General features: G+C 60.9%; 17 protein-coding genes and 1 tRNA gene. 7 read left to right on the top strand and 11 right to left on the bottom strand.

Features of this window, described 5'->3' with window-relative positions:
• The first annotated feature begins 158 nt into the window (after positions 1–158).
• Positions 159–632, top strand: a complete 474-nt coding sequence (locus tag ACE04I_RS19685; RefSeq protein ID WP_046794676.1) for a VOC family protein — start codon at positions 159–161, stop codon at positions 630–632.
• A 209-nt stretch (positions 633–841) separates the two neighbouring features.
• Complete coding sequence (locus ACE04I_RS19680; RefSeq protein ID WP_046794675.1) at positions 842–2701, top strand: ABC transporter ATP-binding protein; 1860 nt, start codon at positions 842–844, stop codon at positions 2699–2701.
• Between the two features lie 68 nt (positions 2702–2769).
• On the opposite strand, the gene ACE04I_RS19675 is transcribed toward ACE04I_RS19680, so the two are convergent.
• Positions 2770–3105 carry a winged helix-turn-helix transcriptional regulator gene (locus tag ACE04I_RS19675; protein WP_046794674.1) on the bottom strand — a complete coding sequence of 112 codons (336 nt, stop codon included), beginning with the start codon at positions 3103–3105 and terminating at the stop codon, positions 2770–2772.
• A gap of 133 nt (positions 3106–3238) precedes the next feature.
• Here ACE04I_RS19675 and ACE04I_RS19670 point away from each other — a divergent pair, with 133 nt between their 5' ends.
• Positions 3239–4225, top strand: a complete 987-nt coding sequence (locus ACE04I_RS19670) for an NADPH:quinone reductase (protein ID WP_046794673.1) — start codon at positions 3239–3241, stop codon at positions 4223–4225.
• A gap of 24 nt (positions 4226–4249) precedes the next feature.
• Here the strand turns inward: ACE04I_RS19670 and ACE04I_RS19665 are convergent, their stop codons facing one another.
• The 5 genes from ACE04I_RS19665 to cpdR all read right to left on the bottom strand — a co-directional run bounded on the left by ACE04I_RS19665 (position 4250) and on the right by cpdR (position 9249).
• Positions 4250–4600: a GNAT family N-acetyltransferase gene (locus ACE04I_RS19665; RefSeq protein ID WP_487207543.1), complete on the bottom strand. Its 351-nt coding sequence runs from the start codon at positions 4598–4600 to the stop codon at positions 4250–4252.
• Between the two features lie 203 nt (positions 4601–4803).
• Positions 4804–6231: a mannose-1-phosphate guanylyltransferase/mannose-6-phosphate isomerase gene (locus ACE04I_RS19660; protein ID WP_487207535.1), complete on the bottom strand. Its 1428-nt coding sequence runs from the start codon at positions 6229–6231 to the stop codon at positions 4804–4806.
• Between the two features lie 194 nt (positions 6232–6425).
• Positions 6426–8393: a BCCT family transporter gene (locus tag ACE04I_RS19655; protein WP_046794670.1), complete on the bottom strand. Its 1968-nt coding sequence runs from the start codon at positions 8391–8393 to the stop codon at positions 6426–6428.
• A gap of 313 nt (positions 8394–8706) precedes the next feature.
• Positions 8707–8781: transfer RNA gene (locus ACE04I_RS19650), tRNA-Val, on the bottom strand.
• A gap of 105 nt (positions 8782–8886) precedes the next feature.
• Positions 8887–9249, bottom strand: coding sequence for a cell cycle two-component system response regulator CpdR (gene cpdR / locus ACE04I_RS19645; RefSeq protein ID WP_046794669.1), 363 nt, complete (start codon positions 9247–9249; stop codon positions 8887–8889).
• A gap of 173 nt (positions 9250–9422) precedes the next feature.
• Between cpdR and ACE04I_RS19640 the strand changes: the two genes are divergently transcribed.
• Both ACE04I_RS19640 and hisN read left to right on the top strand, forming a co-directional pair.
• A complete protein-coding gene (locus ACE04I_RS19640) occupies positions 9423–10307 on the top strand; it encodes an N-formylglutamate amidohydrolase (RefSeq protein ID WP_046794668.1) in 885 nt (294 codons plus the stop codon).
• 260 nt (positions 10308–10567) lie between these two features.
• Positions 10568–11347 carry a histidinol-phosphatase gene (gene hisN / locus ACE04I_RS19635; protein WP_046794667.1) on the top strand — a complete coding sequence of 260 codons (780 nt, stop codon included), beginning with the start codon at positions 10568–10570 and terminating at the stop codon, positions 11345–11347.
• A gap of 40 nt (positions 11348–11387) precedes the next feature.
• Here hisN and ACE04I_RS19630 read toward each other — a convergent pair whose 3' ends face one another.
• A complete protein-coding gene (locus ACE04I_RS19630; RefSeq protein WP_046794666.1) occupies positions 11388–12356 on the bottom strand; it encodes an alpha/beta fold hydrolase in 969 nt (322 codons plus the stop codon).
• Between the two features lie 340 nt (positions 12357–12696).
• On the opposite strand from ACE04I_RS19630, the gene ACE04I_RS19625 reads away from it, so the two are divergent.
• Positions 12697–13185, top strand: a complete 489-nt coding sequence (locus ACE04I_RS19625) for an Hsp20 family protein (RefSeq protein WP_046794665.1) — start codon at positions 12697–12699, stop codon at positions 13183–13185.
• A gap of 72 nt (positions 13186–13257) precedes the next feature.
• Here ACE04I_RS19625 and ACE04I_RS19620 read toward each other — a convergent pair whose 3' ends face one another.
• The 3 genes from ACE04I_RS19620 to ACE04I_RS19610 are packed head-to-tail and all read right to left on the bottom strand — an operon-like array spanning position 13258 to position 14939.
• Positions 13258–13671: a DUF2442 domain-containing protein gene (locus tag ACE04I_RS19620; protein WP_046794664.1), complete on the bottom strand. Its 414-nt coding sequence runs from the start codon at positions 13669–13671 to the stop codon at positions 13258–13260.
• Positions 13658–13906 carry a DUF4160 domain-containing protein gene (locus ACE04I_RS19615; protein WP_082118341.1) on the bottom strand — a complete coding sequence of 83 codons (249 nt, stop codon included), beginning with the start codon at positions 13904–13906 and terminating at the stop codon, positions 13658–13660. The genes ACE04I_RS19620 and ACE04I_RS19615 overlap by 14 nt, the downstream gene beginning before the upstream one ends.
• A gap of 40 nt (positions 13907–13946) precedes the next feature.
• Positions 13947–14939, bottom strand: coding sequence for a bile acid:sodium symporter family protein (locus ACE04I_RS19610; RefSeq protein WP_170986371.1), 993 nt, complete (start codon positions 14937–14939; stop codon positions 13947–13949).
• Positions 14940–15039: 100 nt separating this feature from the next.
• On the opposite strand from ACE04I_RS19610, the gene ACE04I_RS19605 reads away from it, so the two are divergent.
• The gene (locus ACE04I_RS19605) at positions 15040–15885 is read left to right on the top strand and encodes a LysR family transcriptional regulator (protein WP_487207534.1); all 846 of its coding nucleotides are present in this window, start codon (positions 15040–15042) and stop codon (positions 15883–15885) included.
• A 13-nt stretch (positions 15886–15898) separates the two neighbouring features.
• On the opposite strand, the gene ACE04I_RS19600 is transcribed toward ACE04I_RS19605, so the two are convergent.
• Entirely contained in the window at positions 15899–16951 is a 1053-nt protein-coding gene (locus ACE04I_RS19600) for a threonine aldolase family protein (protein WP_487207533.1), read from the bottom strand.
• Positions 16952–17304: the final 353 nt, after the last annotated feature.

Below are 17304 nucleotides of genomic sequence, written 5' to 3'. Positions count from 1 at the left end.
GAACTGTCACAACCAGGTTTTGCTGTTGAGATGCTTGCCGGCACGCGGATGCTTCCAATTTATTTTCGGTGCGATGTCGGATCACCCAGGGCACGTTCGTCATAGTAGTATCAGGACAACACATGAGCCTGAAAAACGAAGGATGAGAGGACGATGCAATGGCAAAGAACACTATCTGCCTATGGTACGACAAGGACGCAGAGGAGGCCGCCCGCTTCTATGCCGAGACCTTTCCCGACAGCGCGGTGGGTGCCCTCATCCGCGCGCCTGGAAACTATCCGGACGGGAAGCAGGGAGACGTGCTGGTCGTTGAATTCACGGTGGCGGGCATCCCCTGTATCGGCCTTAACGGCGGCCCCATGTTCAAACACAACGAAGCCTTCTCCTTTCAGATCGCAACCGACGACCAGGAGGAAACCGATCGCTACTGGAACGCCATTGTCGGCAATGGCGGCCAGGAAAGCGAATGCGGCTGGTGCAAGGACAAGTGGGGCGTCTCCTGGCAGATCACGCCACGCGTCCTGACCGAGGCGGTCGCGGCAGGCGGCGATCAGGCAAAGCGCGCTTTCGATGCGATGATGACCATGAGGAAGATCGACGTCGCGGCGATCGAGGCCGCGCGGCGCGGCTGATCCGCCATCAGCACGGGCCGGGCCCCGTGTTTGCAGCCGGCGCCGGATGAGCCCGGCGGCGCCCTTTGGCCATGCTTCGCCACGGGCAAGCTCCGCTTGGCGTCACACCGCAATTGGCGGTACACTTTTCCGATAGACTCAATTTTTCGGTTACCCGGCCATACGCACGAGCGGAATGGTGCCACCCTCCATTGCTGTGACGAGCTGCCATGTCGCTTTCCGAATTCGTCTATCGCCCTTTCGAGACGCTGATCCGGCCCCTCGATATTCCTTACCGGCCGCTGCCTTCGAGCGGGCCGGTGGCGGTCCTTCTGCATTTCATCTCGATGTTCCGCGGGGTTCTGATCGCGCTCGCGCTTTCCTCCATGGCGATCGAGGCCATCAATCTGACCATTGTCTGGGGACTTTCGGTTATCGTCGATGGCGTGACACAACACGGAGCTTCTAACTTCCTGAACAGTGAATGGCCGCTTCTGACTTTTCTCGGGCTTCTGATCTTTCCGGCCATGCCGATCGCCTCTTTCCTCCTGAATACTCTTAATTCGCACACGCTCGGGGTCGCCATGCCGGCCGCCATCCAGTGGCAGGGGCACAAAGCGGTGGAGCGGCAGGATCTCGGATTTTTCCATGATCTCTTCGCCGGCCAGGTGGCCTCGCGCCTGTCGCAGGTAGCGTCTGCCGTCCAGCAGCAGATCATTGCTGCTTTCCAGACGATCCCGCGTTTCCTGCTGCAGATGGTCGGCTCCGTGATCCTGCTCAGCGCGCTGTCCTGGCAACTTGCCCTGCCGGTCGTCGTCTGGATCGCGCTCAATGTGGCGCTCGCCGTCAAGATGGCGCCGATCTTCGTTGAACGCTCGCGCCGCACCGCCAAGCAGCGCAGCCTGGTGGCCGGCGCCATCACCGATCTCTATACCAACATGCAGATGATCAAGCAGTTCGCGGCCGAAGACAGCGAGGCGGGTGTCATCCGCCGCATCATACAGAAGGCGGTGCAGACACAGCACAGGGAGCAGCGCGTCTATCGTACGTCGGAACTGATCGTCGTGGCGCTCAACATGGCTCTCTGGCTGGCGATGCTTTCGATCGGTTTCTCGGGCCTCGTCGACGGCTTCATCACGGTCGGGGAGTTTGTCGGGGCAGTCTATATCCTCCAGCGGCTGTCCGGCCATACCTTCACCTTTCTCCAGATGGGCCAGCAGATTTTTCAGGCGGTCGGCACCATCCGCGACGCCATGCCGGTGATGACCACGCCGCCGACCATCACCGATGCGCCGGATGCCGCGACGCTCGTCGTGGAGCGGGGCGAAATCCGTTTCGAGAACGTCAGCTTCGCTTACCGGCCGACCGGAACGGTTATCGACGATCTGAACCTGATCATCCGGCCGGGTGAAAAGGTGGGGCTTGTCGGGGTTTCCGGGGCGGGCAAGACGACGCTGGTGAGCCTGCTCCTGCGGTTCTACGACTTGAAGGGCGGCACGATCCTGGTCGACGGCAGGGATATCCGGTCGGTGACGCAGGCAAGCCTCAGGGATAATATCGGCGTGATTTCCCAGGATGTCGCGCTGCTGCATCGCTCGGTGGGCGACAATATCCGCTATGGACGGCCGTCGGCTTCCCAGGAGGAAATCGAGGAGGCAGCCAGGGCTGCCCAAGCGGACGGCTTCATCGCCGAACTGGCCGACGGTGAAGGCAGGCGCGGATATGACGCCTTCGTCGGCGACCGAGGCATCAAACTCTCCGGCGGCCAGCGGCAGCGAGTGGCGATCGCGAGGGTGCTTTTGAAGGACGCGCCGATCCTGGTGCTCGACGAGGCGACCTCCGCGCTCGACAGCGAATCCGAGGCGGCGATCCAGGACAAGCTCGCCGTGCTGATGGAGGGCAAGACGGTGATCGCCATCGCGCACCGGCTGTCGACTATCGCTAAGATGGACCGGATCGTGGTGATCGACAAAGGCCGGATCGTGGAGGAAGGAACGCCGGACGAGCTTCTTTTGCGCGATGGGCTCTATGCCCGGCTCTGGAAGAGGCAGACCGGCGGTTATATCGCGGATGTGGACGAGGAAGGCTGAATTTCAGGCGTCATGCTCTTTTGGAGCGTAGGCGACGTTCGTCCGCTTTCTGCCCGAAGCGGGCGTCGCTACTGTTTATCGAGCCTGCGCTGGATATAGATCTCTCCCCATTCCTTCATGGCTGAGAGTACCGGCGCCAGTGTCATCCCGAATTCCGTCAGCGTGTATTCGACGCGCGGCGGCACCTCCGCGAACACCTCCCGGGTGATCACGCCGCTTTCCTCGAGTTCGCGCAGTTGTAGGGTCAACGAGCGTTGCGTGATGCCGCCGATCAGGCGGCGGAGTTCACCGAAACGCTTCGTGCCGCTGATCAGATAATGGATGATGATCGGCTTCCATTTGCCGCCCGCCACATGAACGGTCGCCTCGACGGCGCAGCGATATCCGCTTTCTGAAACGGGCATTCGAGCTCCATTAGTATAATTAGTATCCCTATATATAAAATGTTTCCCTTCTTGCGCAATGGCCTGCATGGGCAGATTTAACCATGATGCATCGTCGTCGCGCAACCCGAACCAAACAATGGGAAACATTAGGATGAGAGCTGCTTATTACAATCGCCAGGGCGAAGCCCGGGATGTCCTCGCCGTGGGGGAAGTGTCCACGCCCCAACCTGGCCCGGGCGAGGTTCGTGTCCGCATTCACGTGTCCGGCGTCAACCCGACGGATATCAAGGCCCGCACCGGCTTTTCGGCAACCATGGCCTTCCCGAGAATCATTCCTCATCAGGATGGGGCCGGAATCATCGATGCGGTCGGCGACAGCGTTCCGGAAAGCCGACTTGGTGAGCGTGTCTGGATTTTCGAGGCGCAGTACGGCCGGGCGAGCGGAACCGCCGCCGAATACGCGATTACACTCGCCACCAATGCCGTGCCGTTGCCAAGGAATGTTTCCTTCGAGGTTGGAGCAAGCCTTGGAATTCCCGCGCTGACTGCCCACAGATGCCTGTTTGCAGACGGTGACATCAAGGGACGTCGCGTCCTTGTCCATGGCGGGGCAGGCGTTGTCGGCACGGCCGCCATCCTGCTCGCCAAATGGGCCGGGGCCTGGGTGGCGGCGACGGTGCTCAGCGACGACCACGTCGCGGTCGCCAAGGCAGCAGGTGCCGACCTCGTCATCAATCTCTTGAAGGAGGATGTCCCTGCCGTCATTCGGTCGCAGACCGATAGCCGCGGCGTGGACCGGATCGTTGACGTCAACCTCAAGGCCAATCTCGCGATCGACATGGCCTGCCTTGCGCAGGGCGGCGTTGTCAGTTCCTACGCGACCGGACAGGCAAGCGACGAGCTTTCCCTGCCATTGCTCAAGGCGATGGTCGGCGGATGCGTGTTCCGGTTCGTGTTCATCTACAACGTACCGTTCGAGGCGAAGCGTGATGCGATCGACGCCATAAACGCCTGCATCGCATCCGGGGCATATGTCCCGAAAATCGGCATGCAGGTTCCGCTCGATCGTATCGTCGAGGCTCACGAAGCTCTGGAGACGGGTTCGGTCGTCGGCAAGGTGCTTGTCGATATTCAATGATGCAGCGGGCCGAAGCGGATCGTTTCATGCGATGATTTTCTCTATCGGGTAACCGGGCAGTCGCCCCCAGAACACTGGGGGCCCGACATCCTGGTATCCAATAGAGTGATAGAACCGCTGCGCCGTCCGAGTGCTTGTGAGACGAACGCGCGAGTTGCCCAAGTCCAGCAAGATTCGTTCCAGCGCTATGACCATGGCCTTGCTTAACCCGCTGAAGCGAGTGCCGGGCAGAATGTAGTTCAAGGTGATCTCACCAGTTCGTGTCGCTCCCCCGACGGAGCAAATCACTCCATCGCGCTCGGTCACTAGGAGAATTTGGTCTGGCGATTCTAGCCAAAGGCGAAAGTTTTCGGCTGTTTTGTTCGAAAGCCACATGCTCAGAACGTTTTCGTCTCGCAGGTGATCGGAAACGCACAGTTCCTCAATGGACCGCTGTATAACGCGGATGGCTTGTTCTGCATCCTTGGAGGTGGCAGCACGTATCATGGTCTCAACTCTCACAGACCTTGCTGACTGGTATTCGCCCTGAAAGTCCGCTTGTGGCGTAAAGCGCCATCCACCAGCGGCATCGAGCCAAATCAGCTCCGCCCGAAAGTATCCTCGATGCGGATGATATCGTCCTCGCCGAGATAGGAGCCGGTCTGCACCTCGATCATCTCGAGCGTGATCTTGCCGGGATTGGCGAGCCGGTGCACCTCGCCCTGGGGGATGTAGACGGACTCGTTTTCGCGGATGATCCTCACCTGGTCGCCGATCGTCACTTCCGCAGTGCCCTTCACGCAGATCCAGTGCTCGGCGCGGTGGTGATGCTTCTGCAGCGACAGCTTCTTGCCCGGCGAGACGAAGAGGCGCTTCACCTGAAAGCGGTCACCGTTAAGCACCGAGGTATAACCGCCCCAGGGGCGGTAGGAGGTGGGGTGCGTCTCGGTGAGCGCTGCCGTCGCCTTCGCGGCGGCGAGCTGCTTGACGAGCTTGCCGACGCTCTGGCTATCCTCCAGCCGCCCGACATAGACGGCATCCTCGCTGGCGATCACCGCGACGTTTTCCAGTCCCTGCACAGCCAGATGGCTGGTGCGCGACATGACGAGCGAGTTCCTTGTGTTGACGACCGTGGCGTTGCCGGCGGTGACGTTGCCGGCCTCATCCCGCTTGCCGAGCTTCCAGACGGCATCCCAGCTTCCGAGATCGGACCAGGTGAAGGAGGAGGGCACGACGGCCGCATTGGCGGTCTTTTCCATGATCGCATAGTCGATCGAGATATCCGGACTTTTGGCAAAGGCTTCCGCGTCGAGCCTCGTAAAATCGAGATCGCTGGTGGCCTTGGCGGTGGCTTCGCGGGCGGCGGCCTCGACCTCGGGCGCAAGCGCCTTCATCTCGGCAAGCACCTGGGAAGCCTTGAACATGAAGATGCCCGAGTTCCAGTAATAGCCGCCGGCGGCGAGCATGCGTTCGGCCTCCGGCAGGGCCGGCTTCTCGACGAAGCGTTTCACCGCATGGGCGCCGGAGGGACGCTTCTCGCCGATCTCGATATAGCCATAGCCCGTGGCGGGCTCGCTGGGCGTGATGCCGAAGGTAACGAGCCTGCCTTCTAGCGCGGTATCGCGGGCGATCCGGATCGCCTCGAAATAGGCGGCATCGGCGACGATCTCATGGTCGGAGGCGAGCACCTGGAGGACGGCATCCTTGCCGAAGCGGCTGCTCGCGAAGGCGGCTGCAGCGGCCACGGCTGCGGCGGTGTTGCGGGCGACTGGTTCCAGCAGGGTGCCTGCCAACTTGACGCCGAGTTCGCGGGCCTGCTCGGCCACCAGGAAGCGGAAATCCTCGTTGGTGATGACGACCGGCGCCTCGTAAAGCGCGGGATCGGAGACCCGCGTCAGCGTTGCCTGGAAGAGGGTGCGGTCGCCGATGAACTGGATGAACTGCTTCGGCGCGCTGGCGCGCGATAGGGGCCAGAGCCTCGTGCCCTTGCCGCCGGCCATGATGACGGGAATGATCTTCTGGGCCATCGCTCGTTTGCTCCCAATACCGTTCGGCGAAGAATCTCGAATGCAGGTGCGCATGAGTGCTTCTACGCATGTCGTTATCGCAAAACCGCTTCACACTTTTGCGCGACATGCTTCTAGCTGCATGATCGGTTTCTTTAAAGCAAGATCGTACAAGGAGGTAGGAGAGAGGGAGAAGACAGGTCCGCAAACCGGCATCATACCTTCAGCGAAAGGTAATGCCGGAAGCGGTCGTAATGATTGATGATATCGGCGATCACCTGTTCGGCGTCATAGCCGTAGATGTCGTAGCCCCTGCCGCCTTGCGCCAGGAATACTTCCGCCCGGTAGTATCGGTTGCGGCCACTTTCTCCCCGGGCTGTGTCCGTGAGCGCGAAGGCCGGTATCGGCTGGCTGATGGGGCGGACCTCATAGATGAAATCGGGCGCTTCCTGCCCGTGGCTGACGATCAACCGCAAACTGTCGTCGGCATCTTCGACGGTCGCAGACAGGTCCCGCTTCGTCAATTCGATGACCACGGCATCCAGCGCCTTGCGGACCGTGCTATCGATATAGGTGGTGATCTGGCGGCGTGTGGGATGGCTGACGATCGCTCCCAATCGCCGCCGCCAAAGGAAGGTCCCTTCGTTCGGAACAAGCGGCGCCGGGGGGAGGGCGGCGCTTTCGGTCAGCGCCACTTCGTCGTGGAGAGCCTTCCAGACGCCATAGCACATCAGGATCATGACGATGACAAGCGGCAGGGCGGCAATGACCGCCGCCATCTGAACCGCATCCAACCCGCCCGCCAGGAGCAGGCAGGCGGCGACCCCGCCGCAGACAAGCGCCCAGAACACGCGAAGCCAGAGCACCGGTTCTTCGTCTCCCCGCGACGTGATCATCGCGATGACCAGGGCGCCTGCATCGGACGCCGTTATGAAATAGACGGCGACGAGCAGGCCCGTGATCCAGGCGAGCAGGCCTGACCACGGCAGATATTCGAATACCGTGAAGAGCGCGATTGGCATGTTCTCCGCAACCGTGCGCGACAGCTCGCCATTGGCTGCGTTCAGATCGAGCCAGATCGCCACGTCGCCGAAAATCGTGAACCAGATGAAGCTGAAGCCGGCGGGTGCGAAGAGCACGCCGAGGAGGAACTGCCGGATCGTCCGTCCGCGTGAAATGCGCGCGATAAACATGCCGACGAAAGGTGACCACGAGATCCACCAGCCCCAATAGAACAGGGTCCAGGTGCCGACCCAGTCGGTGGGCTCATAGGCATAGATATGGAAGGTGCGCGAGACAAAGCCGTTGAGATAGAGGCCGATATTCTCGACGAACGCCTGAAGAAGGAAACGGGTCGGGCCGACGGCGAGGATCAGTCCCATCAATATGAAGGAAACGATGAGGATCATTTCGCTGAGGCGGCGAATGCCGTTGTCGAGGCCGGTGCCGACGGTGATTGTGGCCAGTATCGTGACGATGCCGATCAGGACGACCTGCGTCGTGATGTTCTGCTCAAGGCCGAAGAGATAGGCGCCGGTGGCGTTGAGCTGCGCAACACCGAGACCTAATGAAGTCGCAAGGCCGGCGAGAGTGCCGACCACCGCGAAGATATCGATCATGTCGCCGATCGGCCCGTTCACCCTGTCGCCGAGAAGCGGCCGAAAAGCCGAGCGAATGACGAGCGGCTCGCCTCTGCGATAGCCGAAATAGGCGAGCGAGAGGCCGATCACCGCATAGATCGCCCAGGCGTGAATGCCCCAGTGGAAGAAGGTTATCTCCATCGCGTCGCGCGCGGCCTGGGGAGTGCGGGCCGGCGCATCCGGTGGCGTCGAGAAATGCGTGATCGGTTCGGCCACGCCGAAGAAGACGATGCCGATCCCCATCCCCGCGCTGAACAGCATCGCGACCCAGGTTCCATAGCTGTAGTCGGGAGACGAATCGTCTGGGCCAAGCTTGATCTTGCCGAGCGGGCTTATCGCAAGGCAGAGCAGAAATATGACGAAACCGGCAACCGCCAGCATGTAGAGCCAGCCCGCCTCCTCAACGATCCATTTGTTCGCGGTCTCGAAAACTCTGGAGGCTGTGGCTGGGGCCACGGTCGCAAAGAGGATCAGGCCGAGCGAGATTACTGCGGAGCCAAAAAAGGAGATTGGTGAGATGCCGGATAGCGGAGGTTTCTGCAATTCGTGTCATCTCCAGCGGGTTTCATCATTAATCTAGAGGCGTCTCCGTAAAGTCCAACATACGCATCGGATTTGCATGGCACGCGGCCGGCACCGAAGCAGCGGAATGATCTCCTGCCGACGGTGAAAGCGGCAGTCGTGATTTCGTCTGTGGAAAGTTTTTGAGCGCGGGTATGCCGCTGGGTATTCGCTCCCGCCGCCTCAAGAGGCGTTGCGGGCAGCGATGCCGGCATCAGGTTCGATGAGCCTAGGGGCCACTATGCAAAAAGGGCTTTCGGTTTCCCGAAAGCCCTTGCTGTTCAGCGAATTCGAATGGTGGGCGTGACAAGGATTGAACTTGTGACCCCTACGATGTCAACGTAGTGCTCTCCCGCTGAGCTACACGCCCATCCGATGGCGGCGCATAGACCATAAGCTGATCGGGCCGTCAACTGGTTTTTGCCAGAAAATGCGAAGCTTTTTTGAAAGCCTTGCAAACCCGGTATCGCGCGGTTCAGGCCGCCAGCAGCTTGTTCACTTCGTCCACAAGATCACGCAGGTGGAAGGGCTTGGAAAGCACCTTCGCATCCTTCGGGGCCTTGGAATCGGAGTTCAGCGCCACAGCCGCAAAGCCGGTGATGAACATCACCTTGAGGTCCGGATCGAGCTCGGTGGCGCGGCGCGCAAGCTCGATGCCGTCCATCTCCGGCATGACGATATCGGTCAGGAGAAGCGAGAAGGGTTCCTCGCGGAGCCGGTCGTAGGCGCTTGCGCCGTTATCGAAGGAAGCGACGTTGTACCCCGCCTTTTCCAGCGCCTTCACAAGGAAGCGGCGCATATCGTTATCATCTTCGGCGAGAAGGATTTTCTGCATCATCTCCAGGACCGTAATTCCGCATGTTATGAGTCCGCCCACGCTATCAAACTTATGGTAAACATCCGTTTAATAGGGGAAGGACCGCTTATGGTGAGGTATAGATAGTATGGACTTCGCGCCGGGCAACTGGCAACATGCCGTGATAAACAAACTGGTGAAATGGTAAAGGCCGGATGGACTGGGTGACGGGAGAATTCGAGCACTTCGAGGTGAGGGAACCCGTAGAGCAGACCATCCCCTTCGTTTTCAATTCCCCCCATAGCGGCCGCTGCTATCCTCTCTCCCTCCTTGCCGAAACCCGGCTCGATTCCATGGCGATCCGCCGTTCCGAGGATCACTATGTCGATGAGCTGTTCGCCGGGGTGACGGAGCTCGGCGCGCCACTGCTTCTCGCCCATTTCCCGCGCGCCTATCTGGACGTCAACCGCGAGCCCTATGAGCTGGACCCGCGCATGTTCGACGGGCCGCTACCTCCCTATGTGAACATCGGCTCCATGCGGGTGGCCGGCGGGCTCGGCACGATCCCCAGGATCGTGGCGGAAAACATGGAGATCTACCGGCGGCGCCTGCCGGTGGAAGAGGCGCTTTTGCGCATCGAGACGATCTACAAGCCATACCACACCTGCCTGAGGCGGTTGATCGCCCGTACCCATGCACGATTCGGCTTCGGCGTTCTGGTCGATTGCCATTCGATGCCCGGCAATATCCGCCTTTCCGGTTCCGATATCCGGCCCGATTTCATCATCGGCGATCGCTACGGCACCAGCGCCTCGACCGAGCTTTCCCGCGCGGCGCTGCACTTTCTTGAGGATCTCGGCTTTTCGGCGGTGCGCAACAAGCCCTATGCCGGCGGCTTCATCACCGAGCATTACGGCAGGCCGGTGCGCGGCCTGCATGCGCTGCAGATCGAGATCAACCGCTCCCTCTATGTCGATGAGATGACGCTCGCCAAAAGGCCGGAATTCGAGCTGCTTGCCGCAGCACTTTCGGCCTTCATGCGCCGGATGGCGGAGTTCGTCGAGGATTTCGCGGGCGACACAGCGCTCGCGGCTGAATAACCGGCAATAATTTCGATCGAATAGAAAATGCGGGCAAAAAAAACCGCGCTTTTGGCGCGGCTAAGTCTAGGGAGGAAACACCCAAGGAGGGTATTTACAGTCGAAAGACTGTAGCTGTGACGTTAATGGTGCATTGCACAAATGTCAAGCAACTTTATCTGCTGATTATAATTTGATCACGTGCCCGCGGGTGCAAATGCGATTTGCTTTGTCGCCGAACGTGTCTAAAACAGCCCATCTTCATCCTTCGCCGGTGTCCCATGTTTCCCGATCGCGCCTTTTTCCATGCCCTTGCCGACGCCGCCAAGGCCGAGACCCTGCCGCGTTTCCGCACCGGCGCCTATGTGACGAACAAGATGGAGGGCGGCTTCGATCCGGTAACCGAGGGCGACCGGGCGGCGGAAACGGCGATCCGCGCACTGATTACGGAAAAGTTTCCCGAGCACGGCATCCTCGGCGAAGAGCACGACAATATCGGCCTCGACCGCGAGCATATCTGGGTGATCGACCCGATCGACGGCACGCGAGCCTTCATCTCCGGCCTGCCGGTATGGGGCACGCTGATCGGCTTCCAATCTGAGGGGCGGGCGACCATGGGCCTCATGGACCAGCCCTTTACCGGCGAGCGCTACTTCGCCGACGGCAAGCGCTCCTGGTATAGCGGGCCGGACGGCGAGCGGCAGATTTCGACGCGGGATTGTGGGTCTCTTTCCAATGCCATTCTGTTCACCACCTCGCCGCATCTCTTCGTGGGCGGGGATATGGAAAAGTACAGGGTGGTGGAAAGCCGCGTGCGGCTCTTCCGCTACGGCTGCGACTGCTATGCCTATGCGCTGCTGGCAGCGGGCCACGTGGATATCGTGGTGGAAAACGGGCTGAAACCCTATGACGTCGGGGCGCTGATCCCGCTCATCGAGCAGGCGGGCGGCATCATCACCACCTGGGACGGCGGCCGGCCGGAGGCGGGCGGCAGCATTCTGGCGGCCGGCAGCAAGGCGGTGCACGAAGAAGCGCTGGAGCTGCTCTCGGGAGCAGCCTGAGCCTCAGCCGAAGTTTAGGCTTTCAGGCGCGTATTCAAATTCACGCGGCGGTTTCGGTAAGATCGAGGCCGCCGTCCTCGCCCGGCATGAAGGCCTGAAAAGCCGCCAGAGCCTGGGCGCGGTAGATATCCTTCTCCTGCAGAATCTCGTGGCGCCCGCCGGTGATGGTGACGAGCTGGGCGGCGCGAAAATTGCGCGACAGTTCCTCCTGCAGCGCATAGGGCACCACGCCATCCAAAACGGGCGCGAGGATGAGGGTCGGGATGGTGATCTCGGTCAGGAGGGTCTGCCGGGAAACACGGCGGGCCGCACTCAGCGTCTCGTGCACCCAGCGGGCGGTCGGGGCGCCAACGGTGAGGTCCGGATAGGCCTTTATGATCTCGGTGTTCCGCTCGAAACGGCGCGGATCGCGCGTGAGACCGTTGTTCTCGAAGGGCAGCCGGCTCTTGTCCTTGCCGAGCGAGACATGGCCGAGGCCGGTCCAGCTCAACAGGGCCGAAAGCGGGCGAACCACTGCCTCGGGAGCTTCCTGGTTCTGGAAGCCGATATAGGGTCCGAGCAGCGCCATGCGGCTGATGCGGTTACCAAGGCGCGGCCCTGCCGACAGCGCGATCAGCGCGCCGGTGGAATGGCCGATGAGGAAGAAGGGCATCCGGGCATCCGGCAGCACGATCTTTTCCAGGAAGATTTCGAGATCCCGCTCGTAATCGCGGAAGCGGCGGACATGGCCCTTGCGCGGGTCCTTCGTCAATCGGTCGGAGCCGCCCTGGCCGCGCAGGTCGAAAGTCGCGACCCAGAGACCCATGGCGTTGAGGTCGCGGATCGTCTCGTAATATTTCTCGATGAATTCGTTGCGCCCCTGCAGGAGCACCACCGTGCCGGCGGCCGGCGAAATATCGGAGCGAAAGAGGGCATATCTCAGCTTCGCGCCGCGATAACCTTCGAAATAACCGGCCGTGGCATTCGGCGGCATGGGATTGCCGGGTGTTACGCGGAGAATGTCGTCCATGGAAACTGCCGTCGAGGTCATGAAAAAAGAAGCCGGAACCGGGTTCCCGGTTCCGGCAAATGTAGACCGAAGGGACGCATAATACCAGTCTTGGAGGCTGTCCGCCTTCTTGCCCCTCCCTTCTATCGAAAAGGTCCTGAACCTTACCAAAATCGAGCATTCATAAGGGGTTCAGGCAAGGCGGCGTTTCGCGAAAAGGGGGTCTTGAAGCGGGAAAAGGCAATTCCCATCTTGGTTGTGCGGGCGCCGAAAGGGTCCGCCCAAGCGGGAGCCGCATCGCCAAGAAGGGATGCGGCCACCCAAGTCAAAATTCGCAAACGTCGCTTCCAAGGAGGACACTATGCGTCACGTCGATTTTTCTCCGCTTTACCGCTCCACGGTCGGCTTCGACCGCCTCTTCACCATGCTCGACAGCCTCGGTCAGCCCGACCAGGGCCAGAGCCAGAGCTATCCGCCCTACAATATCGAGCGGACGGGTGAGAATACCTACCGCATCACCATGGCCGTCGCCGGTTTCGACGAGAAGGAGCTGTCGATCGAATCGCAGGCTCACGTTCTGACCGTCAAGGGCGAGAAGAGCGAAGAGGAAAGGACCGGTCAGACGGAGTTTCTCTATCGCGGCATCGCCAAGCGCGCCTTCGAGCGCCGCTTCCAGCTTGCCGACCATGTGGAAGTCCAGGCAGCCTCTCTGAAGAACGGCCTGCTTCATATCGACCTTCTGCGGAACATCCCGGAAGCGATGAAGCCGCGCCGCATCGCCATCGCCGCCGAGGCGATCGACGCGCCGAAGACGATCGAGGCTCAGGTGACCCCGCAACAGGTCAACTAATCCTCCGCAGGCCCTAAACGGCCAGCAAGCCCACGGCTCTTCCCGAAAGGGAGGAGCCGTTTTCCGTTTGGATCAACGGGCGGCGGTCTTGCGCGGGCGTCCGCCTTTTCGGCCGTTTTCGCGTGCAGTCGCGGCCTTCGCTGCGGAGCGCACCCTGCCGCCGACGGCACCGAGCTGGGCTGCCATCCAGTGCTTGGACCCAAATACGCCCTGCAGCAATCCGGGAACATAGGTATCAACATCCAGCTTCGGCCAATAAAGACCGAGACCGGAAGGGCTGATTTCTATTTCCGCGAGGTCGCTTGCCGTTGCTTCCGACAGCCCCTCGATCTTTCCTGCTGGAATGGCGAACTGAACTTCCGTGTTCAGCTCGATGACGATGCGGCCCGAACGCCGATCGTAGCGCGCTGACACAGCATAACCCGCCTCGCGCTGCTCCTGCATGCGGTTTTCCGCCGCCTTTAATTCCTGCTCAGAAATCGCCATGGTGTTCACTCCATGCCACGCAAAGCGTAGCGAGTTCGCTCGTCAAGGCATCCTCGATGCGACGAAGATCCGGAAGCTTGAAGCCATAGCTTTCCCGCAACTCCGGCGGTCCGTCAGGGCAATTCAAGAGGAATACCGCTTCTCCACCGGCGCCTTTTACGTGAACATGCGCAGGACGATGATCGTTTGGATAGATCACGACCCGCAGGCCGGCAAAACGTAAAAGGGTCGGCATGGATTGAGCTTACAAAAACCCAAGCGCTTTGGAAAGCGGTTTATGCCGCTGCGGTCGCGCCTTGCGCTTGCCTTTCCTTCAGCCGGTTCGCGTATTTCTGGGCGATCACGGCGCAAGCCATGAGCTGAATCTGATGGAAGAGCATCAGCGGCAGCACGATGGCGCCGATCGATTGGCCCGCGAAGATGGCGTTGGCCATGGGCACGCCGCTTGCGAGACTCTTCTTCGAACCGCAGAAGGTGATGGCGATCTCGTCTTCCTTGGAGAAGCCGAGCGCCCGGCTGCCGAACATGGTGAGGCAAAGGACGATCGCCAGAAGCAGGATATCGATCGCGATGACCACGGCGATGTCGCGAAGGGAGAAGGTGTGCCAGAGGCCTTCGATCACCGCCGCTGAGAAGGCGAGATAGACGACCATCAGGATCGAGCCGCGATCGACGGGCGCAAGCAGCGTCTTGCGGGCGCGTATCCAATTGCCGATCCAGGGCTGCAGAAGCTGGCCGAGGACGAAGGGCGCCAGGAGCTGGATCATGATCTTTTCCAGGGCATCCCAGGAAAAGCCCCCGTCGCCGGTGGTCGACAGGAGGATGCCCGCCAGAAGCGGGGTCAGGAACATGCCGAAAAGATTGGAACCCGAAGCGGCGCAGATCGCCGCCGGCACGTTGCCGCCCGCCATGGAGGTGAAGGCGATCGAGGACTGGACAGTCGAGGGCAGCACGCAGAGGAAGAGAATGCCCATGTAGAGAGGGGCGGGGAGGATATCCTCCGGTACGAAGCCGACGGCGAGCCCGAGCAGCGGGAAGATCGCGAAGGTGGTTGCGAGGATCGTCAGATGCAGCCGCCAGTGCAGGACGCCTGCGATCACCACATCGCGCGAGAGGCGCGCGCCGTGCAGGAAGAAGAGAAGCGCGATCGCGATATCGGTGGCGATGCCGAAATATTCCGCCCATATGCCCTGGACCGGCAGAACCGTCGCGAGAATGACGGTGCAGATCAGCATCACGGTGAAACGGTCGGGCAGAAAGCGGGCCATAGAATGGTTCCTGGGCATGGTTCCTGGAAGCGAGGCTTTCTCTTTTGCCCATCATGAAGCAGGATGCAAACATTAACAGTTATCACGATCGGCGATAACCATGCTGAACCTCTCACACCTCAACAGCTTCGTCATGCTGCAGCAGACCGGCAGTTTCACGCAGGCCGCGGCAAGGCTCGGTGTCGGTCAGTCGACGGTGAGCCAGCATATCCAGCGGCTGGAAAAGGCACTCGGAAAGCAGCTCATCCATCGCAGCACCCATGAGGTGAAGCTGACCACTGAAGGCGAGGCGCTGCTCGGCTATGCCCGCGGCATGCTCGACCTCAACGGCAAGGTCGAATCGCTTTTCGGCGAAAGCCGATTGCGGGGAAGGCTGCGGCTCGGGGTTTCGGAAGACGTGGTGGCGAGCAGGCTCACTTCGATCCTCGAAGACTTCATAAGGCTGCATCCGCTCGTCGATCTCGAGCTTACCGTGGCGCTCTCCGCCGTGCTCTACCAGATGCAGGATGTCGGCGATCTCGACCTTGTGCTGGCCAAGCGGCATATCGGGGAGACCCAGGGCCGTCTACTCTATCGCGAACCGCTTGTATGGCTGGCGCGGGATCCCGATCATATTCTTTCCCGCGGGGATACTTTGCCGCTGATCGCCTTTCCACCGCCGAGCATCACGCGAAGGATCGCCCAGGAGGCGCTCGACCGGGAGAAGGTGCCATGGCGGATCGTCTGCACCTGCGGGAGCCTCAGCGGGCTGACCGCCGCGGCGCGCGCCGGCATGGGCGTGCTGGTGCAGCCGCGCAGCATGGCGCCGGCGGGCCTCAAGGAAATAGCGGCCGGAAAGCTGCCTCAGCTCGAGGACGTGGAATTCGTGCTGGTGCCGAGGCGCGGCGCCGATGCCGCGCTCACGGAGGCGCTTTCGAGCCTCATCGTGGCGCGGATCGTGCCGTAGAATCGAACCTGATTCAGCGGCCGGTCGCCAGCGCGACGAACTGGTCCACATCCTCTTCGGTGGTGGCGAAGCTGGTGACGAGACGAACGAGCATCTCGTCCTTGCCCACCGGCTCCGGCATGTCGCGCGGCTCCAGCCAGTCGTAGAACTTTGCGCCCTTCGCCTCGGCGGCCTGGGCGGCGTCCTTCTTGACCACGACGAAGATCTCGTTGGAGGTCGTCTTCCAGGCCTGCCGGGCGCTGTTGGAGCGGTCGAGGCCGGCGCGCAGGCGGTCCGCCATGGCATTGGCATGGGCAGCAAGCTTCAGCCACAGACCATCCTGCAGATAGGCTTCGAACTGGGCGGCGATGAAGCGGCTCTTGGAGAAGAGCTGGGCCGAGCGCTTGCGGAGAAAGGCGAAGTCCTTGGCGAGCGCGGGGTCGAAGAAGACGATCGCCTCCGCGCACCAGCAGCCGTTCTTGGTGCCGCCGAAGGAAAGAATATCGACGCCGCGCTTCCAGGTCATTTCCGCAGGCGTTGCGCCGAGCGCCACGAGCGCGTTGGCGAAACGGGCGCCATCCATGTGGAGCGGCAGACCGTTTTCCCTGGCGATTTTCGAGATCGCATCGATCTCTTCCAGCGAATAGACGGTGCCGACTTCCGTCGCCTGGGTGAGCGTGACGGCGGCGGCGCGGCCATGGTGCACGGCGTCCTGCGGGTAGCGGGCGATACGCTCGACAAGGTTTTCCGGGTCCATCTTTCCGTGCGGGCCTTCGACCGGGATCATGCGCATGCCGCTGAAGAAATCCGGCGCGCCGCATTCATCCTCGATCACATGCGCTTCCGAATGGCAGAAGGTTACGCCGCCGGGCTTTGCGACGCTTGCGAGCGAGAGCGAATTGGCGGCCGTGCCGGTCGCGACGAAATAGACCGAGACTTCACGCTCGAAGAGTTCGTTGAAGCGCAGCTCGATCGACTTGTCGAGTTCGCTGGTGCCATAGGCGGCGGCGAAGCGGGTGGATTCCTTAAGGAGGCGCTCATTGATGGTGGAATGGGCGCCGGCCCAGTTGTCGGAAGCGAAGAACATCTTGAAACATCACCTTGAAACGTCGGGGGAGGCGATCGTGAAATTAAGCCTTTTGAGACGGCAATCAATCGTTACCTTTGCGTAGAGAGCGTGACCTGTTGCCGTACGCAATCAAACGGAATCGATCAGGCATTCCGCGTAATTAAATTTCGCACGTCTTGATGATGGGATAATCTCCTGTCGTTTTCGGCTCCAACTTTTTGAAGACGCCTCTTGTGAACGGGGCGAAAGCGTGTCATAGATTTTGAGAAATAGGACAGAAGTGTTGTCCTATTTTCGAGAATTCGGAGGCTTCGGTTCCAGGCTTTCCGTGACGCTCGCGCCGATCCGGGTTATGCTGCTCCTATCAAGGC

The sequence above is a fragment of the Rhizobium moroccans genome (assembly GCF_057559155.1).
This window is presented reverse-complemented; position numbering and strand designations above follow the sequence as displayed.